The organism is Pseudomonas moorei, from assembly GCF_008801475.1.
Classification (GTDB): domain Bacteria; phylum Pseudomonadota; class Gammaproteobacteria; order Pseudomonadales; family Pseudomonadaceae; genus Aquipseudomonas; species Aquipseudomonas moorei.
Map to the genome: position 1 here is coordinate 83727 of NZ_VZPP01000008.1, position 23101 is coordinate 106827.

Annotated in this window: 21 protein-coding genes; 2 read left to right on the forward strand and 19 right to left on the reverse strand. The window is 59.8% G+C overall.

The features are described 5' to 3' along the window. Positions 1-7: 7 nt before the first annotated feature. From F7R06_RS16615 to argH, 9 genes are all read right to left on the reverse strand, one after another. Positions 8-1750: an ABC transporter permease gene (locus F7R06_RS16615; RefSeq protein WP_090323315.1), complete on the reverse strand. Its 1743-nt coding sequence runs from the start codon at positions 1748-1750 to the stop codon at positions 8-10. A gap of 645 nt (positions 1751-2395) precedes the next feature. Beyond that, a complete protein-coding gene (locus F7R06_RS16620) occupies positions 2396-3574 on the reverse strand; it encodes an MFS transporter (RefSeq protein WP_090327416.1) in 1179 nt (392 codons plus the stop codon). Between the two features lie 99 nt (positions 3575-3673). After that, positions 3674-5023, reverse strand: a complete 1350-nt coding sequence (locus tag F7R06_RS16625; protein WP_090323313.1) for an MmgE/PrpD family protein — start codon at positions 5021-5023, stop codon at positions 3674-3676. Further along, entirely contained in the window at positions 5020-5907 is an 888-nt protein-coding gene (locus F7R06_RS16630; protein WP_090323311.1) for a polysaccharide deacetylase family protein, read from the reverse strand. The genes F7R06_RS16625 and F7R06_RS16630 overlap by 4 nt, the downstream gene beginning before the upstream one ends. Then, a complete protein-coding gene (locus F7R06_RS16635) occupies positions 5900-6748 on the reverse strand; it encodes a polysaccharide deacetylase family protein (protein ID WP_090323310.1) in 849 nt (282 codons plus the stop codon). Before F7R06_RS16635 ends, F7R06_RS16630 begins: the two co-directional genes overlap by 8 nt. 206 nt (positions 6749-6954) lie before the next feature. Then, positions 6955-7779 carry an ABC transporter substrate-binding protein gene (locus F7R06_RS16640; RefSeq protein WP_090323308.1) on the reverse strand — a complete coding sequence of 275 codons (825 nt, stop codon included), beginning with the start codon at positions 7777-7779 and terminating at the stop codon, positions 6955-6957. 39 nt (positions 7780-7818) lie between these two features. Next, positions 7819-8583 (reverse strand): amino acid ABC transporter ATP-binding protein, encoded by a 765-nt coding sequence (locus tag F7R06_RS16645; RefSeq protein ID WP_090323307.1) that lies wholly within the window; start codon positions 8581-8583, stop codon positions 7819-7821. 10 nt (positions 8584-8593) lie between these two features. Continuing rightward, positions 8594-9472: an amino acid ABC transporter permease gene (locus F7R06_RS16650; RefSeq protein WP_090323305.1), complete on the reverse strand. Its 879-nt coding sequence runs from the start codon at positions 9470-9472 to the stop codon at positions 8594-8596. A 160-nt stretch (positions 9473-9632) separates the two neighbouring features. Then, positions 9633-11060, reverse strand: a complete 1428-nt coding sequence (gene argH, locus F7R06_RS16655; protein WP_090323304.1) for an argininosuccinate lyase — start codon at positions 11058-11060, stop codon at positions 9633-9635. 309 nt (positions 11061-11369) lie between these two features. Here argH and F7R06_RS16660 point away from each other — a divergent pair, with 309 nt between their 5' ends. After that, positions 11370-12335, forward strand: a complete 966-nt coding sequence (locus tag F7R06_RS16660) for a LysR family transcriptional regulator (protein WP_090327414.1) — start codon at positions 11370-11372, stop codon at positions 12333-12335. A 330-nt stretch (positions 12336-12665) separates the two neighbouring features. On the opposite strand, the gene F7R06_RS16665 is transcribed toward F7R06_RS16660, so the two are convergent. The 3 genes from F7R06_RS16665 to F7R06_RS16675 form a co-directional block, all read right to left on the reverse strand. Beyond that, positions 12666-13778: an alkene reductase gene (locus F7R06_RS16665; RefSeq protein ID WP_090323302.1), complete on the reverse strand. Its 1113-nt coding sequence runs from the start codon at positions 13776-13778 to the stop codon at positions 12666-12668. A 29-nt stretch (positions 13779-13807) separates the two neighbouring features. Further along, positions 13808-14830 carry an LLM class oxidoreductase gene (locus tag F7R06_RS16670; protein ID WP_090323301.1) on the reverse strand — a complete coding sequence of 341 codons (1023 nt, stop codon included), beginning with the start codon at positions 14828-14830 and terminating at the stop codon, positions 13808-13810. A gap of 106 nt (positions 14831-14936) precedes the next feature. Continuing rightward, positions 14937-15845: a LysR family transcriptional regulator gene (locus F7R06_RS16675; RefSeq protein ID WP_090323299.1), complete on the reverse strand. Its 909-nt coding sequence runs from the start codon at positions 15843-15845 to the stop codon at positions 14937-14939. 509 nt (positions 15846-16354) lie between these two features. Between F7R06_RS16675 and F7R06_RS16680 the strand changes: the two genes are divergently transcribed. Then, positions 16355-17194 carry an enoyl-CoA hydratase/isomerase family protein gene (locus F7R06_RS16680; protein ID WP_090323298.1) on the forward strand — a complete coding sequence of 280 codons (840 nt, stop codon included), beginning with the start codon at positions 16355-16357 and terminating at the stop codon, positions 17192-17194. A gap of 180 nt (positions 17195-17374) precedes the next feature. Here the strand turns inward: F7R06_RS16680 and F7R06_RS16685 are convergent, their stop codons facing one another. From F7R06_RS16685 to F7R06_RS16715, 7 genes are all read right to left on the reverse strand, one after another. Next, positions 17375-17761 carry a cupin domain-containing protein gene (locus F7R06_RS16685; protein WP_090323296.1) on the reverse strand — a complete coding sequence of 129 codons (387 nt, stop codon included), beginning with the start codon at positions 17759-17761 and terminating at the stop codon, positions 17375-17377. 47 nt (positions 17762-17808) lie between these two features. Next, complete coding sequence (locus F7R06_RS16690) at positions 17809-18657, reverse strand: AraC family transcriptional regulator (protein WP_090323295.1); 849 nt, start codon at positions 18655-18657, stop codon at positions 17809-17811. 172 nt (positions 18658-18829) lie between these two features. After that, the gene (locus F7R06_RS16695) at positions 18830-19282 is read right to left on the reverse strand and encodes a hypothetical protein (protein WP_090323293.1); all 453 of its coding nucleotides are present in this window, start codon (positions 19280-19282) and stop codon (positions 18830-18832) included. Between the two features lie 145 nt (positions 19283-19427). Beyond that, entirely contained in the window at positions 19428-20789 is a 1362-nt protein-coding gene (locus F7R06_RS16700; RefSeq protein ID WP_090323292.1) for a purine-cytosine permease family protein, read from the reverse strand. 5 nt (positions 20790-20794) lie between these two features. Continuing rightward, entirely contained in the window at positions 20795-21472 is a 678-nt protein-coding gene (locus F7R06_RS16705; protein ID WP_090323291.1) for a cysteine hydrolase family protein, read from the reverse strand. Between the two features lie 133 nt (positions 21473-21605). Next, complete coding sequence (locus F7R06_RS30915; protein WP_167361809.1) at positions 21606-21758, reverse strand: hypothetical protein; 153 nt, start codon at positions 21756-21758, stop codon at positions 21606-21608. Between the two features lie 130 nt (positions 21759-21888). Further along, positions 21889-22932: an LLM class flavin-dependent oxidoreductase gene (locus F7R06_RS16715; RefSeq protein WP_090323288.1), complete on the reverse strand. Its 1044-nt coding sequence runs from the start codon at positions 22930-22932 to the stop codon at positions 21889-21891. Between the last annotated feature and the right edge of the window lie 169 nt (positions 22933-23101).

A 23101-nucleotide genomic window follows, 5' to 3' on the forward strand; every position in this document is an offset into this window, starting at 1 on the left:
AATCCCGTTAGTTGAGACGGAGTTTGTTTTCAGCAATGGCGTACATCGGCCGCCATACTGCGCGATTGAAGGCCACGACGAAGAGCGACATCACCACCACGCCCAAGGCGATTTTAGGGAAGTCACCGGCCGCCGTGTTCTCGGCAATGTAGGCGCCCAGGCCATGTGCCACGACCTTGTCCTGTCCCCATGAAACGAATTCGGACACGATACTGGCGTTCCACGCGCCGCCCGAGGCTGTAATCGCTCCGGTCACGTAATACGGGAAGATGCCCGGCAGCATCACTTTGCGCCACCACAACCAGCCGCGAATGCGGAAGTTGGTTGCGGCCTCGCGGAAGTCATTGGGGAATGCGCTGGCGCCGGCAATAACGTTGAACAGGATGTACCACTGCGTGCCCAGCACGATCAGCGGACTCAGCCAGATGTCCGGGTTCAACTGGTAGCGCAGGATCACGATGACAAACACCGGGAACAACAGGTTCGCAGGAAAGGCTGCGAGGAACTGCGCCAGTGGCTGGATTTTTTCCGCCAGGTGCGGACGCAAACCGATCATCACCCCCAGCGGCACCCAAATCAGCGAGGCCACGGCAATCAACAACGCCACCCGAACCAGGGTAATCAGCCCCATGCCGAGCACATGCCCGACTTCACCGAGTGTCACTTCGCTGCTCATGTAGAGGGCGATGTGGTACAGCGTGTAGAGGGTCAGCGCGGCAATCAGCGCGCCCCAGAGCCAATCGATCAGGCGTGAGGTGGCCGGGCTCGAAGACACGGCGGTGCGGTTCGAGCGCGGCAGGCTGAAACGTCGATTGCCGATTCGGCCGATGGTTCGGGTGATGGGACGCAGCACGCGCTGGACCACGCGCGTGCGCTGGATCAGCTTCAGCACCCATGATTCCGGCGAACCTGCCTGGGACGCGGTGTTTTCCATGCGGAATTTATCGGCCCAGGCCACCAGCGGCCGGAACAGAAACTGGTCGTAAATCAGGATGACCGCGATCATCGCCAGAATGACGTAGCCCACGGCGTGCAGGTTTTGCTGCTGGATGGCGACCGCCAGGTATGAACCCACGCCAGGCAGCATCACGGTCTTGTCGCCGACGGTGATGGCTTCGGAGGCCACCACGAAGAACCAGCCACCGGACATGCTCATCATCATGTTCCAGACCAGCCCCGGAATGGCGAAAGGCACGTCGAGCTTCCAGAACTTTTGCCAGCCGGACAATTGAAGGTTGCTGGACACTTCTTCCAGGTCTCGCGGCAGCATGCGCAGTGACTGGTAGAAGCTGAACGTCATGTTCCATGCCTGACTGGTAAAGATGGCAAAAATGGCGGCGAATTCAGCGCCGAGCACCCGCCCTGGAAACAGCAGCAGGAAGAACGTCACGGTGAACGAGATGTAGCCCAGTACGGGCACCGATTGCAGGATATCCAGCACCGGCACCAGCAGTTTTTCGGCCCGTCGGCTTTTGGCGGCCAGGGTTCCGTACAGCAGGGTGAACACCAGGGACGCGGCCATCGCCGCGAGCATGCGCAAGGTCGTGCGCATTGCATATTCGGGAAGGTTGGTCGGGTCGAGTGAAATGACTTCACCCTGCAAGGTGGACATCGGCGCCCAGGTTTCCCGTGCTGCTATCGAGAAAAACAGCAAGAAACCGATCACCAGCGGCAGGGCGACCAGATCCCAGCGGTTGGGCAGCAGTCGCAAGGCCGTGGCCGGAATGTAATGACGGAATACTTTGTTCATATTCAGTGATTCCAACAGCGTTGTATGTGAGGTTCATGACCATCAGCCAACACGTTCTCGAGCACACGCGCCTGAATCTGCTCATAGGCAGTCTAAGCACAACATACGCTTGAAGGTTGGTAAAACAGCTGAGAGAGGTCACGCAAACAAACGCTGAAGGCAGGAACAGAAACCGCACGTTTCATCAGCAAGGAAAATTGCTGGATAAATCCTTCACACGGCTCGATTCAGCTTGGCTTCTGTGTACATGACCCACCGAGAATGGGCAGGGTCCATGGTCGGATACTCCTGTGGTGGGTTGATATGGATAGGCAGGCTGGATAAGCGAAATGATAGTCCTTCGACTCTAACGCCGCCCAACTGTCAATTTGTGAGTGGCTGGCACCTGGGGCCGGCTGTCAACTCATCGCTTTCCAGAGAAAAGTATACGGATCAAATTGTTACAAGAGATGAAAAAAACGTAATTTTTGAAGGTTAAAAAATTCACATTTTTATGCAGGGGGGGCGCGCGAAACTTCTTTAGGAGCCGTGCCGACGAGTCTACGCCGGGATCAACGAAGGGCCGAGAGCCTAATCAATGTAGTGAGTCGGGCAGGGGGGAGCAACGTCGCGCTGTGTGCCTCATGCCCAAGGGGTTTCAGTGCATTATTTTTGCACTCTGGCCATCCGCCGACCGCTCATGAAGCACAGGGAACCACCCATCGCAGTCAGTGCGCTTAAGGCATAGAACATTGTGGGCGCCGCAGTGTGCATCAGCAGGAAGCCACAAATTACCGGACTCAGGGCACCACCGAAAGCCGCCAAGTTTTGGGCACCGTAGTAGCTGCCGCGCAGCTCTTCCGGGGCCAGGGTGTCGACGAAGAGGAATTCGGCCGGGTAGATGATCATTTCACCCAGCGTGAAAACGAACATCGCCACGCACCAACTCAGCATGTTGTCAGCCAGGCTGAAGCCGATCAGGCCGCAGATGAACAGGCTGGTGCCTCCGGCAATCCAGTAGCGCAGCTTTTCGCGATTGAGGAACCGGCCGATCTGGTACTGCAACAGGATCACGCTGATGGCGTTGCAGGCGAGCAGGGCGGCCATGATTTCCAGGGCACGTTTGGAGTCGTGGGTCACCAGCAGGTATTGCGACAAGTAGAGGGTGTAGCGCCCGTGCACCACCGTACTGAGCAGGCAGCCGCCAGTGAACATGATCAGGGTGCGGTCGTTTTTCAGGGTGACCAGCGTCTTGAAGAAGCTTTGCGGTTTACCAATGGCCGGTGTCTGCGCGGCATCGCTGGGGATGCCTACCATCAGGAAAATGCTGAAAAACGCGATGCCGGCGGCGATCAGGAACGGCGCAATCGGATAGACCCCGGCGATCACCACGCCGAGCATGGGGCCGGTGGCATAGCCGATGTTGGTCAGGGTGTAGCGCAGGGAAAACGCCTTGGCACGCTGGCCCATGGGCAGGTTTTCGCTGAGGATCGCTTTTGAACCGATGAGAAACAGCGCTGACGCGGTTTCGGTGACCACCAGGCTCATGGTGGTCAGATAGAGATTTTGGGCAAAGGTCAGCAGTACGAAACCGATGGCGCTGGAGAGCATCGCCAGGATCAGCAATCGGCGCTTTTCCAGGCGGTCGATGACATAACCGCCATACAGCGCCAGCAGCGTGGCGATGAACACCGCGATACCGAGCAGCAAACCGACGTCCTGTTGGTTGAGGCCCAGCTTGTGGCTCAGGAACAGCGTGAGCAAGGGGCTGGTAATGGCGCGACTGACCACGATGGTCAGTGAAACGATCATCAAGCGGCGAATAACAAGCGAGTAAGTGGCCACGGTGGTGCAAATGTCCTTATTCAGGTTTTTGGTGTTCGACCAGTCGCCGGACCTCATCGCGAGCAGGTTCGCGATGAGGTCCGGCGCACGACGCAGTACTCAAATCAGCCACCGCTCAAGCGTGCGCACCGATTCCAATTCCTCAATTCGCCACAACTGCCCCAGCAAGCCTTCAGCCTGTTGTCGCGGTAGCACCCGCATCGTCAAGCTGAAAAACTTCTCCTCCAGCGCCACGTCACTCAGTGGATTGCCTGGCGCGCCCAATGGCACTTCAACGCACAGGCTTGCCTGCCGACCATCCACGGTCCGCAGCGTCACCACGGGCTCGCCATCCTCTGGCCGTTGCGGGTCCACTTCCAGATGGATGCGCGATAGCCATTGGGTCATGCGCGGGGCGCTGCGTTGGTCGTCGTCATAGGCCTGCAACCGGCAATGCCCCTGCACCAGCCGCGCGGCCAAGGCATATGGCAGGCTCATCTGTGCGGCTGCGAGGCTGCTGACGTCCTGACCGCCACACATGTCCTGAAGAAACCCGCACAGGGAAACCCGCACGTCTTCGACCTGGTCGACCGCCACATTCAGTTGATCCAGCAGCAAACCAAGGGCGTCGATGGCCGAATGGGTGCCGCGACAGGAGGCATAGGGTTTGATCGAGCAGCGGGCGAGCTTCCAAACCACACCGAGGTCCGCATCCAGCGCTTCGGGCGTCGCGGTCGCTGGAGCGAGGGTTTTCAGAAAACCACCCCAGACTTCCTCGAACAACTGCGTCGGCCCGCTGATGCCCTGTTGCGCAAACCGCGCCGCCAGCAGTCCCCCTTCGGCGGCGCGCCCGCTGTGCAGTTTCTTGCTTTGCGAACCATCGTGGATGAAGGCCCACAGGCCACCGCTGAAGCTGCCGGCGATGCCCAGCGCCGCCAGGGTTTGCCGCGCATCCAGGCCAAGGATGCGAGCACTGGCCGCCGCTGCGCCGAACACCCCGCAGGTCGCAGTGGAATGCCAACCGGCGCCGTTGTGGGCTGAATAGCCACCGCAGGCTTCGAGCACCCGGCGACCGACTTCGTAGCCGATCACTACGGCAGTGATGAACTCACGACCACTCACCGGCTGTGGGAGCATTGAAACCGCCGCCATCACCGCCGGCAGGACGACGGCACCGGAGTGATCGCAGCCGCCGGTGTCGTCCAGCTCCAGAGCATGGGCGGCGACGCCGTTAAGCATCGCTGCCTGAGCCGGGCCAACCTGCAGGTCCGTGCCCCAAACCGGCACGTCACCGGTTTCACTGGCAAACACCTTGCGCGCCTGTTCCGCGACACCGCCAGCGGCTCCGGCCAGCGTTGCACCGAAGGTATCGAGGATGTGCCGCTTGGCCTGTGTCACCAGCGCAGGCGGTAGATCTTCAAACCGCAACTCAACACAGAATTGCGCCAGACGTTGCAGGCGTTCGCTCATGACACGTAATCCCGATAATGCCGCTCATAAACTGACGCCGGGTGATCCTCGGCGACCGGCGCTGCGGTGTCTGCCCACCACTGTGCGACCTCGGCACCCGTGGCGATCCACACGTCATCGTGCTGTTGAATGCCTTCGATCAATTCGCGCAATACGCCGATGCGTCCCGGCGTGGCGATGATTTCCGGGTGCAGGCGCAGCACGTAGCAAAGGCCAAAACGGTGAAATCCGGCGAAGTCCATTTGCAGGTTGCCCAGGGTGTGGCTGTAGGACGCGATCCGCGATTGCGCCGGAGGCACTGCCGGGCTGAGGTTGAAGGCGAAGTAAGGCTCGTCCTCCAGTTCATAATGCAGAGGCAGTTCAATGACCTCAGGTGCAGTCGGGTGAGCGAATGGCAAGTCATCGCCGCGCCACGACGAGGACCAGCGAATGCCCTGATCCTTCAAAGCCTCGATGAACCCCGGCGCACCATTGCCCGTCGGGATGCGAAAACCGGCTGGACGTTGGCCGGTCAGCTCCGCCAAGGTCTCACAGCCCTTGGCGATGTCGTCGCTTTGCGCGGCCAGGTCCAGGGTGTCGTAGTTCTGATGACGATAGCCGGCGCAGGCGATCTCATGGCCGTCGGCCTGGATCGCCCGAATATGGCCGGGGTTTTCTTCGGCGACGATACCGGGGACAAACCAGGTGCTGGACACACCGAGTTCCTTGAAAAGGCCGAGCAAACGCTCCACGCCCCGTTGTGTGCCGTAGCGCCAGACCGACAATGTCTTGTCGCGCCCGGCGACTTCCGGGGCTTGCGTGAGGATGCCGTGGATGTCGTTGTAATCGACGGTCAGTACCACAGCGCAGCGATAGCCTTGGGGCCAGACAGCGGAATCAACCATGGTGATGCTCCTTGAGCCACCACTGGGCGACATCGCGGCAGGTGGCGAACCAGACGTCGTCGCGCTGACGCATGTGTTCGAAGAGTTTTTCCAGCAACAGGATGCGGCCCGGTTTGCCGGTGATCTTGGGGTGGAACAGGGTCGTCAGGCATAACCCTTCATTCATTGCGCCGTCGTATTCGCGGCACCAGTTGTCGAGGGTCAGCTCATAGCTGGCGGTACGGTCCAGCCCCGAAGGGAAGTCCGGCGCACGGGTGTAGGCGAGGGAGGCGTAGTCGTCCATTTCCCAACGACCGGGGATCTCCACCAGTGGCGTGGTGTGGCCGGGTACGTTGACCAGGTACGGCCGGTCATCGCCGCGCATGCTGCTGGAGTACGTCACGCCAGCCTCCACCAGCACCGCCGGGGTTTCGGCGCGCCAGTCGCCTGAAGGCGTGCGAAAGCCTTCGGCGCGAATGTTCAGGTGTTTCCAGAACACTTCACGGGACAGCTTCATGACGTCCTTTTGCTGCTCCAGCGTCAGGGCGTAAAACGATTCGTGTTTGTAGCCGTGGTAAGCCACTTCATGCCCGCGTTCGACAATGGCCTGGCACTGTCTTGGCCAGTTCTCCACGACCCAGGCCGGGACAAAGAACGTCGTCGGGATGCGGAAGTCGTCGAGCAGATCGAGCAATCGCGGCAATGCCCGGTAGGGGCCATAACCGCCGAAACCGAAGTATTCCGGCTTGCGCCAGATCGAACCGTTGAGCATGGCATCGCCAGTCGGGCCGTCGAGGTCGAAGGCCAGGGCGAGGCAGGCTTTGTGGGGGGCGGGCCAGGTGGCTGGGGGTGAGGAGGACATCGGTGATGCTCCAACTATTTATAAGTAAACACCGGACCCTGTGGGAGCGGGCTTGCCTGCGATGAGGCCGACACATTCAACCCTCGATCAGCTGACAAATCGCCCTCGCGGGCAAGCTCGCTCCCACAGGTATGTCGGTCGGCCACAAAATTGTGATCGAACCAGACCTTTGTGGGAGCGAGTTCGCCCCCACAAAGGACAGGTCCTTATTTGCCGGCGTTGACGGTCACGGTCTGGATCGCACCCAGTTCCAGATCCCACTTCTTCAGGATCGCCTGGTAGCTGCCGTCATCCACCATGCTCTGCAATGCGACTTTCACCGCTTCGCTCAGCTCAGGCTTTTTCTTGCTCACGCCCAGGCCGGTGAACTGCTTGGAAATCGGCAGGCCAACGGTCTTGTACATGTCCTTTTCCTGGGTTTTCAGGTACGGCAGGGTTTCGCTGCCCTGCATGGCGGCGTCAATGCGGCTCTGACGCAACTGAGCGCGGGCGTCGGCCGAGCCTTCGGTGCCGATCACGTTGATCGCCGGTTTGCCGGCGGCTTCGCAGTTGGCCTTGCTCCACTCGGCGATTTCCGCCGGGAAGGTCGTACGGCGGCTGGTGCCGACTTTCTTGCCGCACAGGTCGATGATTTCGTTGGTGGCTGCGTTTTTCTGCAAGGTGTAGAACTGCGGGCCGCTGGTGAAGTAGTCGACGAAGGTCACGCTGGCCTGACGCTCGGCGGTGTCGGTCATGCCTGACAACACCATGTCCACGCGGTCGGTGGTCAGCGCATTGATCATTTGCTCAAAACCGGTTTCCTGCCATTTGATCTTCACCCCCAAACGCTGGGCCAGCGCATTGCCCAGGTCGTAGTCGAGGCCGGTGAGGGTGTTGGTGGCCGGGTCCTTGAAATCCATCGGCGGGTAGTTCGGCATGATCGCGACGACGATCTCGCCCTTGTCCTTGATGCTGGCCGGTAATTCGGCGGCGAAGGTGAAGCCGGAGGCCATGACACTGGCGAGTACTGCTGGGATAACGATTTTCTTCATGGTCGTTCTCTTATGAGTGTTGTGAGCGCCAAGGGGCACTTAGGTTCGAACGGCAGAAATGAAGCTTTGGGTGCGAGGGTTTTGCGGACTTATTAGTATTTCTTCGGGGCTTCCAGCCTCCACGATCTGTCCGCCGTCCATGAACACCATGCGGTTGGATACTTCGCGAGCGAAGCCCAGTTCATGGGTGACGACGATCATGGTCATGCCGGTCTGCGCCAGATCGCGCATCACCGACAGCACCTCACCGACCAGTTCCGGGTCGAGTGCCGAAGTGGGTTCATCGAATAGCATCAGCTTGGGGCGCATGGCCAAGGCACGAGCAATGGCGACACGTTGTTGCTGACCACCCGAAAGTTCGATCGGGTAGCTGTTGCGTTTGTCGGCCAGGCCGACACGGGCGAGCAGTTCCACGGCTTCTTCGTGCGCCTCCTTGGGCGAACGCTTGAGCACCTGGCACGGCCCTTCGATGATGTTTTGCAGCACGGTCATGTGCGGGAACAGGTTGAAACGCTGGAACACCATGCCGGTCGACAGGCGCTGACGGGCGATCTGCGTTTCGTTGAGTTCATGCAGCTTGTTGCCGACGACCCGGTAGCCGACCAGTTCGCCGTCGACCCAGAGGCCGCCCTTGTCGATCTTTTCCAGCTGGTTGACGCAACGCAGCAAGGTGCTTTTGCCGGAGCCGGACGGGCCGATGATGCACAGTACTTCGCCTTGCTCGACTTCGATGTTGATGTCCTTGAGCGCGTGGTACTGGTCGTAATATTTGTTCAGGCTCACGGCCTTGACGATGCTTCTCATGTCGGGTTCCTCAAGAGCGCTTGCCGGCGCCGCGGGCGAAACGACGCTCCAGACGGCTTTGACCAAAGGACAGGACGGTGACGGTGGCCAGGTACCAGATACCCGCGACAATCAGCAGCTCCATCACGCGGGCGTTGGCGTAGTAGATGTTCTGGGCGTTGTAGAGCAGCTCCGAGTACTGGATGACGCTCGCCAGCGAGGTCATTTTCACCATGCCGATGAACTCGTTGCCCACGGGTGGAATGATGATCCGCATGGCCTGCGGCAGGATGATCCGGCGCAACGCTTGCAGGCGCGGCATGCCGATCGACTTGGCGGCCTCGTACTGCCCGGTGTCCACGGAGAGAAGACCGGCGCGCACCACCTCGGCGGTGTAGGCGCCCTGGTTGATGCTCAAGCCGAGCAGGGCGGCCACGAACGGCGTCATCAGGCTCACGGTGTCCAGTTCGAACAGGCCGGGGATGCCGATGGTGGGGAAGATCAGTGCCAGGTTGAACCACAACAGCAGTTGCAGGATCAGCGGCGTGCCGCGAAACAGCCAGGTGTAGGTCACTGCCACATAGCGCAGGATCGGGTTGGCCGACATGCGCATGATCGCGGTGATCACCCCGAACACGATGCCCAGCGCCATGGCCAGCACCGCCATGACGATGGTGTTGAGCAAGCCCCACATGATCGCCTGGGACGTGAGGAACTGGCCGATGTACGACCATTCGATCTTGCCTTCTGCGAAGGCCCGCACCAGACCCAGGATTGCAATGACAATCACCGTGGCGAAGAAAATGCGCCCGTAGTAGCGGCGTGGTACATGTTGGTACTGGGTGATGTCGAACTGGTTTTCCGCCAGTTTGCGCTCCGCCTGGAGTCGCTCTGCTTGTGTCTGACTCATGTTGGTTCTCCGTACACGTTATTTCGGCTCAAACACAGACCCACTGTGGGAGCGAGCCTGCTGGCGATGGTGGTCAACGATAACGCTGGCAACCTGACACCCCGTGGTGCTCTCGGGTTCATCGCGAACAAGCTCGCTCCTGCAAGGGTTTGCGTTTGGCTCAGAGGCGGAAGCCCTGATAGTTCTCGGTCCACGCCTGCTGGGTGGCCAGAGCGGTTTTCAGGCGGCCGATCTGTTCGCGTACCTGCTGCGGCGCGGTGCCACCCCAGCCGCTGCGAGCAGCGATGGCGGCTTCCAGGGTCAGGCTGTCGCGGACCTCGGGGGTCAGGCGTGGGTCCACCTCGGCCAACAGCGCCGCAGAGGCTTCCCACAATTCGATGTCGTGTTTTTCGCAGGCCTGCACCAGCGCACCGGTGATTTCATGGGCTTCCTTGAACGGCACGCCGCGTACTGCCAGCCAGTCGGCGACTTCGGTGGCGAGGGTGAAGCCCAACGGCGCCTGGCGACGCAGCTCTTCGACGTTGACCTTTATGGTCGCGACCATTCCAGCCATGGCCGGCAGCACCAGCAGCAGGGTGTCGACGCTGTCGAGCACGCCGTTCTTGTCTTCGCTCAAATCGCGGTTGTAGGACAGTGGCAAGGATTTGAGGGTGGACAGCAAACCCGTCAGGTTGCCGATCAGGCGTCCGGCCTTGCCCCGCGCCAGTTCGGCGATGTCCGGGTTTTTCTTCTGCGGCATGATCGAACTGCCGGTGGCGTAGGCATCGTCCAGCGCGACCCAGCGGAACTGCCGCGAAGACCACAGGCAAAACTCTTCGGCGAGACGCGAGATGTTGATGCCGAGCATGCTGGCAATGAACAGGAATTCGGCGACGTGATCGCGGCTGGCGACGGCGTCGATGGAGTTTTCGCACACTCCGCTGTAACCCATTTCTTTGGCTGATTGCTGGGGCTGGCGAGCGATGGCAGAGCCGGCCATGGCGGCGGCGCCCAGTGGCGACAGCGAGGTGCGCGCGTCCCAATCCACGAGGCGCTGCACGTCACGCAGCATCGATTGCGAGTGAGCCAGCAGATGATGGGCAAACACGATCGGCTGCGCTTGCTGCAAGTGAGTGAAGCCGGGGCAAATGCTCTCGATGTGTTGCTCGGCCTGTTCGACCAGCGCCTGCTGCAAGGCCAGCACTTCAACGGCCAGGGTGCGTACGTGGTCGCGCAGGAATAACCGCAGGTCATTGGCAGTCTGGTCATTCCGTGAGCGACCGGCACGCAGCTTGCCGCCCAGCGCGCCAAGGCGCTCGGTCAGCAGGCGTTCGATGAAGGTGTGCACGTCTTCGTCGTCGAGCGTTGGCGCAATGCTGCCGGCGCGGAAGTCAGCGCCGATTCGCTCCAGGGCGTCGAGCATGGTTTGGGTTTCTTGCTCGCTCAAAAGACCGGCGCGCTGCAGTTCCCGGGCGTGGGCCTTGGAACCGGCGAGGTCGTACGGGGTCAGGCGAAAGTAGCGTTCAGGGCAACGGGACAAAGCGGCCAAGGCTTCGGACGGACCGCTTTTGAAGCGAGCACCCCAGAGACGGTCGGTAGTTTGAGACATTGTTGTTTTCCTCGTCGGTAACGTGAACTGAAATCGAAGCGGCCAAGCCGCAATCACCGCTGCGCTATTGAGCCGTTAACAGCGGGCTGAATCAGGCCAGAGCAGTTTTTAAGAGGGCAGTTTCAAAAAGGCGAGAGCTGATCGAAGTGTCAGCTTTTAATGTTTTGAGATCAGTGATTTGGCACTGACGTTCGGGATTTTTTTGACGATTGCAAAGTCTGGTTTTCTGTGTTCATTATTATTAGGCCAGCTATGTTTTTGTTGTTGGGCACAGATTGTTGAATACGGCGCCAGAGGTAAATAGTCATGATGGAAACCCCACTTTCCAATTCCGGAAACCCGCCACCGAAAACGCTGCAACGGGCACCGTTGGCCCTCAGTGGGCTGGACTTCAAACTGCTCAAAGTGTTCAAGGCCGTGGTCGAGGCCGGAGGCTTCAGTGCCGCGCAAAACGAGCTGAACGTGGGGCTGGCAGCCATCAGCAAACAGATTTCCGACCTGGAAATCCGCATCGGCATGCGCCTTTGCACCCGGGGGCGAGAGGGCTTTCACCTGACGGAAGAGGGGCGTCTGGTGTATCAGGCGTCAATAGACTTATTTGCCTCGGTCGACAACTTTCGCGATCGCCTTAGTTCAGCTCAAAACGAACTTGTCGGTGATCTTGGTGTGGGGGTAATAGACAATACAATCTCTGATGCCAATTCACCGTTGGTTTCAGCGATTAGAATAATAAACGAACAGTCTCCCAAGGTTCGATTTCAACTTCAGGCGACGCAACTTGATGAAGTGGAAAGGGGCGTTGTAGAGGGGCGGTTAGTGGCGGGAATTGTTCCGGTTTATCAAAAGCGCGAAGAGTTCGATTACTACGCGCTATACGAAGAACGCTCGGAAGTTTATTGCGCAGTCGGTCACCCTCTGTTCTCCATGGCAGAGGCTGAGATGGGTGCAAATGTGCTCAAGGATTACGAGTGCATCAACCATCGCTACGCGATCCACCGTGACAAACTCAACTATGCCCGCTACGACAGTTTTTCCGCCTCGGCCACCCAGGTGGAGGCTGTTGCGCTGCTGATCAAGACGGGTCGTTTTGTGGGGTTCCTGCCCCAACATTACGCCGCACCGATGGTGGAGCGGGGAGAGTTTCGCGCGGTGTGTCCGGACCTGATCCATATCGTCACGCCGTTCAGTCTGATCCTGCGCCATAACACTGTCCGCAGCCCGTTGGTGAAGGCATTTACCCGGGCACTGGGCGTGGATTTAAAAGCCTCGGTTTGACGGGTTTTTGCAATGGAACATCAACTAACGAACAACGGCGGCCATCAGGGGCGATTGGACCTGGCTTAAAGCTTTCAGCATTGACTGTAATGCGAAGCCGTTTTTTCGAAACGTACGCTCAATACCGGTCTTAGTGTTCCCAATGCCGTGCTGTGAAGAGCGTGAAAATCGCCTGGTCACGGAGCGTCAACAATGATTACCCGACGCCCCTGAACTTCGCGGCCTTCAAGGTATTACAGCGCCAGTTTTTGCAAAAACAGGCTTGTCGTAAACCTTCAAAAACTGGCAACGGTGCAACTCGTAAATGCTGCCACGTGGGCCGCCGGGGGGTTACGAAAATCGCACAGAGGTATAGGCCCTTTGCGAGTCTTGCGCCGAGTAGACGGGATAATCGATATAGCCTTGTGCGCCACCGCCATAAAACGCTTCACGTCCTGCTTCGGCCAGCGGCCAGCCATGCCGCAAGCGATTGACCAGATCGGGGTTGGCTATGAACGGCCGGCCAAAAACCGCCAGGTCCGCCACCCCTTCATCGATCGCCTGCTGCGCTGTTTCATGGGTGTAACCGCCCGACAGGATCAGGGTGCCGCAGTAGGCCGCGCGGATGGCTCTTTGAAAGTCTGGCGTGCCCAAATGGCTGGCGTGCAGATAGGCAATCTCGCGTTGGGACAGGGCTCCGGCGAGTGCGAGCCACGTCGCCTCTTCTTCATCGAACGCGTGCAGATCAGCCAGTCGCGCAAAAGGCGACACGCGTACTCCGACCTTCGTGCGGCCGATCTGCGCACTCACGGCATCGACCGTCTCAAGTAATAAACGCAGGCGATTGGCAATCGTGGGGCCACCGTAACGGTCTTCACGGGTGTTGAAGCTGCCGTTGATGAACTGTTCAAACAGGTAGCCGTTACCCGCATGAATTTCAACGCCGTCAAAACCCGCCGTCATGGCATTTTTCGCGGCCTGTCGAAAGTCTGCGATGACCTGTCGAATACCCTCGGCATCCAAAGCAACAGGCGCGCTCACCGGTACCTGCGCGGGTTGGCCGTCGCTGTCATAAGCGTGCACCAAGGTTTGCGCAGCGGGCACGGCCACTGGCGCGACCGGTGCTCGTCCCTCCAGCAAGGATGAGTGCGAGATCCGCCCTACATGCCACAGCTGGATGACAATCCGCCCTCCGGCTTGATGAACCGCGTCAGTCACGCGTTTCCAGCCTTCAATCTGCGCTGGTGTGTGAATCCCCGGGGTATAGAGATAGCCACGCCCCTGCCCGGACACCTGAGCGCTTTCGGTGATGATCAGACCCGCTCCCGCGCGCTGGGCGTAATAGGTCGCCATGTCCGCAGACGGCACGGTGTCCTTGACGCGGGCGCGGGTCATCGGCGCCATGACGATGCGATTGGACAGCTGCTGACCGGCCAGATTGTAAGTGTCGAAAAGAGATGACATGTGCTGATCCTCCAAAAACGCGCCAGACCTCAAACGTGCGACGGGAAGTGCGGCAAGATGTGCTCGCTGAGCTCGTCGAGTATCTCTGCGTAGGGTTGGCGGCTGACCTTGGGATTAAGCGCGATGTGCGAAATACCGGCAGCCTGCGCTTGCTCCAGGTAATTGCGCAGGCCGTTGCGCCCCGCCCGGAAGCCTCCCTGAATGCGTTGGAATGGCTGGTCCGGGTTGTCGCTGAGGTCGAAATAGCCACCCAGGCCTAACGGTTTGAAAGCATTTCGGCCTTCGATCTCACGTACTTTGGCGTGCCAGCTCTCGCCCATCGAAGCCAATCGCTCGGGGCTTTGCACGCCGGCCAGATAGCCATCGAGGTGTTCGGCCAACCATTCAATGCTCTGCTGCGCCTGGCCGACTGCGATTGAAGGGACGCGGCCATAGGGCGCTTTCGGCACCAGGTCGAGGTTTCCGAATGAATGACCGAATCGCTCGGAGCGAAAACGCGGAAAGTCCTGCTCAATCAGGGTGCGAAACACCGAAAAGGCATCACGGTAACGATCACCACGGGTCTCATAGTCGATACCCAGCATCGGGTAGTCGCTGAATCGATCGCCAGAGGACAGCCCCAACACCAAGCGCCCTTCGCTCAACTGATCCAGGGACGTTGCTTGCTTGGCCAGATACATGGGCTCGTGGGTAGGCAGCACGATACCGGTGGTTCCCAGGACGATGCTGCGTGTGGCTGCGGCCAGGAAGCCGATGTAAACCAGGGGTTCGAAGATGTGTGCCACATCGTTGTAATCCGGGTCGTAGAAAGGAATGTCCCGCATCCACAGCGCGCCAAAACCCAGCGCCTCGGCGCGTTGCGCCATTTCCACGTGGTCACGCATGGTCGGTGCTGCTCGGCCGGCGTGGGTTTCGAGGGGCAAAATCAGGCCAACCGTCAGTGCCTGTGGTTTGAACAGACGCTGAAAACCAGGGTGGCGCTCAAGCGAGGGATGAGCGGTCGGCAGGGCGGCAGGTTGCACGCGCGGCGAGGGTTGGGTGGCGATAGTCATGATGGCAGTCTCGGTGAGTGGCGATGACTGACATCTTTATTGAATCCTCAATTCGGATAAACAGCAGTTAAAGACCATTACCTGGTCCGCTGAGTCCCTAATGATTTCAGGTCTCCCAAGGCACGCCTGGTTCCCAGCGCTCAATCAACAGATCAATAAAGGCGCGGACACGCGGGGACAACTGACGCTTGCTCGGGTAGACGATCCGGATGGGGTCGGGCGACGCACGGTAGGGTTTGAGTACTTCCACCAGGGTTCCGTCGCGCAGGTCGTTACCGGTGATGTAGGTCGGCAAGTGGATCAGGCCAATGCCAGTCAACGCCGCTTCGCGCATGGCTTCAGAACTGTCGATGTTCAGCCGCCCTGGCTGTTCGTATAAATAAAGTCCGGAGGGCGTCTGGTAACGCCAGACACTGGCCTGGCCACTGATGAACGCTATGGTGTCATGCCCGACAAGATCAGCAGGCGTGTGCGGTACGCCGCAACGGGCCAGATAAGACGGCGAGGCACAGGTTGCGAACTGCTGCCAAGCCACGGTTCGGGTTAACAGTTGTGAATCATCTTTTGGCGCGCCAATGCGGATTGCGATGTCGACACCTTCTTCGACAAGGTCGACAAAGCGATCGGTAAACCAGACGTCTGCGCGAAGTTCAGGCCACTGTTTCAGATAAGCATCCAGAATCGGCAGGATATGGCGCTGACCGAAGGAAAGGGGGGCGGTGAGTTTGAAAGTGCCGGTCGGCCGCCCACGGCGCAAGGCCATGGTTGCTTCCACCTCATCGAGATCCTCGAGAATTTGCTTCCAGCGTTCATAGGCAACCCGCCCCTCGTCGGTCAGGCTCAGCTTGCGCGTCGTGCGATTGAGAAGCCGTGCTCCCATTCGACCTTCAAGACGAACGATACTTTTACCTACCGCCGATCGGGTCAGACCGAGTGAAGCGGCTGCCGAGGTAAAACTTCCAGCCTTCACAGCCGAGACAAACGCAGCGATGTCACCGAATCGGTTGGCTTCCATGGGGCGCTCTACTCCAGTGGCTACGCGTGGTGGCGGGAAATGACGTCCCAACGACTGGTTTTTGCTGTCAGCCCGGACTCACAAAATTATCACCCAGCCAACGAGGCAGTGTCTCAAAGTCAAAACTGCTGTCGAATCAAGTTTTGTCTCCTGTTGATGGGGCCATCGAGGGGGGCTGTCGGTCATCTCATCGGGTTACCTGACTTGCGAGCCCACCTTTCGCTGCTACGCTTAATCGGTCGGAGCTGTCCGCGCAAGGCGACATGTTTCGCTCCCCGGATCCCGCTGATCCTGGGCCCATCACGCCACCTTCCATTTTCAGCCGCCGCTGCTGCCGACCGTGCCAGGCCACATTGCGGTCTGCGCTCAAAACCCATGCACATGTGTTGACCCGAGAAGGAACGGAGCAACGGGCGTGATTTTTCACGACCTCATCAATCATTGGCAGGCCACAACGACGGCTCAAACGGGAATTCGCATGTCCTCAGGCATTCTCTGGAGAAGCTGCCATGAGACATCAACAGCAAATCAAGCTCACACGTATCACGCCCGAATACTGGCGGGTCACGTTCCACAACCCGCCGTACAACATCTATGGTCCGGAAACCATGCCGCAGTTGAACGAGGTGGTCACCGCCATCGAGTCCGATCCGAAGCTGGTGGTCGTGGTGTTCGACAGCGACGTGCCGGACTTCTTCCTCACCCACTATGACTTCGTCCCCCCGCTGACTGACACCACCAGTCTGCCCAACGGCCCGACCGGCCTGCCACCGCTGCCCGACATGCTGGTGCGGTTGAGCAAGGCACCAGTGGTGTCGATCGTCTCGATTCGCGGTCGCGCCACCGGTGTCGGCAGCGAACTGGCCCTGGCCAGCGATATGCGCTTTGCCAGTCGCGAGAAGGCCATCCTCTCGCAATGGGAAATCGGCGCCGCACTCGTGCCCGGTGGTGGCCCCATGGCCCGTCTGCCAAGGCTCATGGGACGTGGTCGGGCATTGGAGGTGCTGTTGACCGGCAATGACATCAACGGCGAACTTGCCGAGCTGTACGGCTATGTCAACCGCGCGCTGCCCGACGCAGAGCTGGATAAATTCGTCGACACCATGGCCCGTCGTATCGCCCGGTTCGACAAACAGTCGATTACGGACATCAAGCACCTGGTCGACGCCGCCAGCCTTCCGCCCAAGGAGGCCATCGCGGCTGAATGGGAAGGTTTCATCGGCTCGGTGAAACGTCCAGCGGCGCAAGCCCGCATCAAACAGCTGATGGAGCTTGGGCTGCAGGAAAAAGCCGACGTCGAGAAACGCCTGGCTCACTACACCGGCACCTTGGGTGAGGAGTCGAAATAATGACCCCCTAGGTGCTTAAAGAAGGCGCAGCCACGAGTACTGCTCTGGAAACGTTCCGTACACAGCAGATCTCACCGGCTGCGCCGTCACAGGTATAGCGCTCCACTGGAGCGCTATATTTAGTGCAGACAATCGGGCCAGTGCTCCATGACGCTCTTGTAGCGTGTGTAAAAGCCTTGTTCAGATCCACACATCATTCGTGGCGGTGCGCTCGCCACCTTCGTGGCCGGTATTCAGAACGCCCCGTGGCTCGATCATCATCAGCCTGGCTTCACCCTCCGCGGCCGTCCTGTGTTCCATGCCGCGAGGTACTACATACAGTTCGCCCGGGCCGACGAACACGCTGCCATGGGGCAGGTCGATGCGCAGTACGCCCTCTAGCACCAGGAAGGCCTCGTCGGTTTCCGGGTGGGAATGCCAGATGAACTCGCCTTCGATACGCACGACCTTGAACTGGTAGTCGTTCATTTCGGCGACGACCCGTGGGCTCCATTGTTGGTCGATCAGCGCAGCCTTGTGCGCCAGGTTGATGGCTTGCAAAGGCGCAACGTTCGGCAGATTGGACATGTCGGATCCTCGATCAAATGAGAGTCCTCAGGCTAGCGGAATGCGGGTCAGCGACGCTTGTACGATCCTGCAAGTTGGCCGTGCGTGCGCAGGCGTTCGAGCCAGCGCGAGGGCGGTACGCCGTAACAGCGGGTGAAGTGGCGGGTCATGTGGGCCTGGTCATGGAAACCGGCTGCCAGCGCGGCATCCACCAGGGTGAATCCATCCAGGATCAGCGCACGGAATTGATCCAGGCGGCGCAGGGTCACGAATCGATAGGGGCTGGTGCCATACAGGACCCTGAAATCCCGCGACAGGCTCCAGCGCTCGCGCCCGCTGGCATGTTCGAGCATTTCCAGGGTGATGCCCTGGTGCAGGTGCGCCAGGATGAAATCCCTGGCGCGTTCGGCGGCCCGGTAATCCAGCCGCTTGCGCCCGCGGGGCTTGCCGGCGACGGCCCTCAGGGCCATTGCCAGGTCGAACAGCGCGTCCTGTTCTTCCAGCGCTTCGAGCGGATGATCCATTGCCTGTACGAACGTTTCGCTGGCCTGGTACAGGCGTGGATCGTTCGACAGCCCGCCGGCGATGTACGGCAACGGTTCTCCGCCGAGCACTTGCTGAATCAGGGCTGGATCGACATAGGCCATGCGATAGCGAAAGCCGGCTTCGGTGCCGGCCATGCCGTCATGCAGTTCGTCGGGATGCAGGACGAGGGTATTTCCCGGCAGGCCATGGCGCAGGGACTTCCTGTAATGGAAGCTCTGCACGCCCGAGAGGGTTCGTCCGATGGAATAGGTGTCGTGACGATGCGGATCATAGCCATGACCGCCGAACCAGGCTTCGATTCTTTCCACTCGTCCGGGTTGGGTATTGCGCAGGACCCAGTCGGACGCTGGGAGTGGTGTCTCTCGATCCATGGGAGTATCCGCAAAGGTGTGCCTCACGTCGGCGAACGTCAGCCGACAGCACAACGATACCCTTGAATCGTGGTGTGTGGCCAACAACGTGCAGGCGTCGGGATGCCCGGACCTGGCGGCAGTATCCGGATGACTTGCGTGGCGAAACCGCAGAAAGACCAACGGGTGGTGGCTACTTCGCCGCCGCTGCCGGCTTGATATCTCCGCAGAAAATATCGACGTTGCCATCGGTCGCCGCCGTCCGCACGACGATGGAGTAATCGCCGGCAAGCAGGGTAGACAGCGGGACCGGTGCGCTCCTGGAGAACGACCAGCCGCGTACGGCCTGGCGTTCGGTGTTGACCTTGTCGTTCATGGCATAGGCGACGGGCCCGGGTTTTTCGCAACTACCCTTATTGATGAAGGAATAGAGGCGCAGGGGCAGCGAAGCTCCGTTGGGAACGCCACTGATGAAGAAGCTGAGGCCGGTCTGCTTGCCCCAGTCGGACAAGGCGACATTGCCAATCTGGCCGGTGTTCTGCCGGGTGGCCACCAGCGTGACGGACGCGCTCTGGTTGGATGAGGTGGTGCAGCCGAACAGACTGGCCGTGGCCACGAGCGCTGCAAGTGAGTGTCTGAATTTCATTGCCAACCTCCTGCACAGAAGAACCGCAATGGGTGATTAAGGGGTATAGCTCATTAATCGCTGTCCCGGGACTGCAATGCTGTCCACTCAAGGTCGAACACTGACATGTGGCGAGGGAGCAAGCTCCCTCGCCACAGATTAATGATTACGACGCTTGCTTGAGCACCGGCGCACGTTTGCCGAGCTTCATCAGCCAGAAGTAGCTCAACGCGGGCACCAGCAGCCCCACCAGCCAGGCCAGGTCGACGCCGTCGAGCGCCGTGGCCACCGGACCGACATAGAGCGTGGTGTTCATGAACGGAATTTCCAGGGCGATCGCCAGCACAAAACTGCCACAGGCGATCCAGTTGACCCGGCCATAGATCCCGTTGAGGTCGAAGATGTCATCGATCCGGTACTGACCTTTGCGCAGGCAGTAGTAGTCCACCAGATTGATCGCCGTCCACGGGATCAGGAAGTAGCTCATGAAGAAAATGAAGTTGAGGAAGAAAGTGATGAAGTCGTCCTGACTGATGGTGCACAGGGCGGTGGCCACCAGGCTGATCACCAGCATGAACAGACCGCGCACCCGCGGTGTCACTTTCAGGCGGGCGAAGGGTTCGATCACGGTGATGGTCGACATGAAGGCGCCATACAGGTTGAAGACGTTGATCGACACCTGGCCGTAGACGATGAAGGCGAACAGCAGCAGGGCACCACTGCCGAACAGCCCGGCGACATGGCCGCCGACGTTACTGGAGAAGTCGCCGATGCCGACACTCAGGATCGCCCCGAGAATCATCATCCACGCACCGCCGCTGACCGTGCCGGCGTAGCTGTACCAGAACACCTTGGCGGTCGGCGTTTGGCTGGGCAGGTAACGCGAGTAGTCGGCGACATACGGCGCATACGACAGCTGCCAAGTAACGGCAATGCTCACGGCCACCAAAAACTTCGACAGCGAGAACCCGGTCGGCAGCCATTGCTCGGCCGGAATCGACAGTTGCAGGGCGAACAGCGTGGCGACGACGAACACCAGCAGCGAAAGAATCGACAGCAGCTTCTGCAAGCGGTGAATCAAACGGTAGCCATAGAGCGCGACGACGAAGCACAAGGCGCCGATCAGGCAGATGTTGCCATTGGCGGGCAACGGGCTGACCGACTCCATCGCCTGGGCGGCGAGCAGGGTGTTGCTGACGAAGAACCCCAGATAGATCAGCATCACGAACAGCAGCGGCAGCACCGCGCCGAGCACGCCGAACTGGGCCCGGCTCTGGATCATCTGCGGGATGCCCAGTTTCGGTCCCTGGGCGGAGTGCGAGGCCATGAATATCGCCCCGACCAACGAGCCGATGATGATCGCCAGGGCGCTCCAGAACAGGTTGAGCCCCATCACCACCGGCAGCACACCCGAGGCGATGGTGGTGATGTTCATGTTGGCGCCGAACCAGATGAAGAACAGTGAGCCCGGCTGGCCATGACGTTCGGCTTCGGGGATGAAATCGATGCTTCTTTTTTCAACGTGCATGGCGATCACTCCTGAGTCCGGACGAGGTGGGTTTGCAGTCGGGCGATGGTGCTTTGCAGTTCATGGGGCTGATGGGCGAACTGGTCCGGGTGCTCGGGATTGAGGCTCACGTAGTCACGGTTTTCCAGGGCACGCCGGCATTCGCCGGTGCTGAGGATTTCGAGGGAGTAGACCCAGTTAGCCATGATCAACAGCGCCGAATAATGCCCGGCCTGAGTGGTCGTGGTGCAGGCATCGCTGACCAGGCGAATGTGATAGCCGAGGGCAAAGGCATCGAACACCGTGGTCAGCACGCAGACATCGGTGAGCACGCCGCCGATGATCAGCGTGTCGACGTCCAGTGCCTTGAGCCGGGCATCGAGGTCGGTACGGTGGAAGGCGCTGTAGCGGCCTTTGTCGACGATGGCTTCACCGGGACGCGGGGCGAGGCTCCGGATGATCTGCACTTGCCGTGTGCCGGCGCGATAACCGCTTGGGCCGCCGTCGGCCGCGCGGGGTTCGCCGCGTGGCAGATCACTGCCGTCGGCCTGGTTGATATGGCGGGTATAGATAACGGGGACCCGCTGCTGGCGGGCGCTTTCGAGCAGTGTGGCGGTGTTGGCCAGCACCGAATCGAAGTGTTCGAGGACGAAACCGTCCTCCTGTTGCATGTCGATGATCAACAGTGCGTTTTTATTGTTCATAGAGCAAACCTGATCATGGGCCGGACACTGTTGCGTCCAGCCAGCCCGATAAACACCGGGCCGAAGCACAATGCACCGCAAACGCGAGGCTACCGCCCGACGCCGAGGTACGTGGATTCCTGTTGGGGAGTGCTTAGTGAACTATTTGCCAGAAGCCGTTCTGCTTGGCCGAAACACTGGCGCGCAGACGCTTGAAATGCAGGTGCGAAGCGGTCCATTCACCGCGCAGGTAAGCCCGCGCGGCGCCGGAGGGTAGGGCGAGTGATTGGAGACGACCATTGAACATGGGAATCAACCCTGTAGGAGCGAGCCTGCTCGCGAAAAACCTGAGAACACCGCGGGGTGTCTGACCCCCAGCGTTATCGTTGACGAACATCGCGAGCAAGCTCGCTCCTACAGACAGCAACGCCGAGGACTCAGCGGAACGCCGGGACCACGTGTTTGATAAACAGCTCCAGGGATTTCTTCTTCTCGGCGTGCGGCAGGCTGTTGTCGCACCAGAAGCTGAACTCGTCGACACCCAATTCCTGATAGTACTTGATGCGCGGAATGATCTCTTCCGGGGTGCCGATCATGGCGGTCTTGTGCAGGCTGTCCAGTTCGAACTCCGGACGGCCGGCGAATTTCTCTTCCGGGCTTGGCGCCAGGAAGCCGTTGACCGGGGTTTCCTTGTTGCCGAACCAGGCATCGAAAGTGCGATAGAACTTGGCGATCGCCTTGGCCCCGACTTTCCAGCCTTCAGGATCGTCAACCGAGTGCACATGGGTGTGACGCAGCACCATCAGTTGCGGGCGCGGCACGTTCGGGTTGTTGTCCAAGGCAGTCTGGAACTTGTTCTTCAGGTCCAGGACTTCTTCGTCGCCTTTCATCAATGGCGTCACCATGACGTTGCAGCCATTGGCCACGGCGAAATTGTGCGAGTCCGGGTCACGGGCGGCGATCCACATCGGCGGGTTCGGCTTCTGGATCGGCTTGGGCACGCTGGTGGAGGTCGGGAATTTCCAGATGTCGCCGTCATGGGCGTAGTCGCCTTGCCACAGCGCGCGGACCACCGGAACCATTTCCCGCAATGCCTGGCCGCCGCTTGATGCGGGCATGCCACCGGCCATGCGGTCGAATTCAACCTGATAAGCGCCACGGGCCAGGCCCACTTCCATGCGCCCGTTGCTGATCACGTCCAGCAATGCGCATTCGCCAGCAACCCGGATCGGGTGCCAGAACGGCGCGATGATGGTGCCGGCGCCCAGGTGGATGGTGGTGGTCTTGGCGGCCAGGTAGGCCAGCAGCGGCATCGGGCTCGGCGAGATGGTGTATTCCATGGCGTGGTGTTCACCGATCCAGACGGTGCTGAAACCGCCGGCTTCGGCCATCAGGGTCAGCTCGGTCAAGTCTTCGAACAGCTGGCGGTGGCTGATGCTTTCGTCCCAACGTTCCATGTGTACGAACAGGGAAAATTTCATGACGCTTACCTCGGATCTTTTGTTGTCGGCCTGTCGACTGCGGGCCTGTTGCCTGGAATGAGCGCGGGGCTCCCCGTTGTTCTCGCCAGTGTAAAGCGCGTTCCTGAGGACGGCTGTTCGGCTGATGGGTTATTGGTATACCATAATATGGAATATCCGCAAAATATTT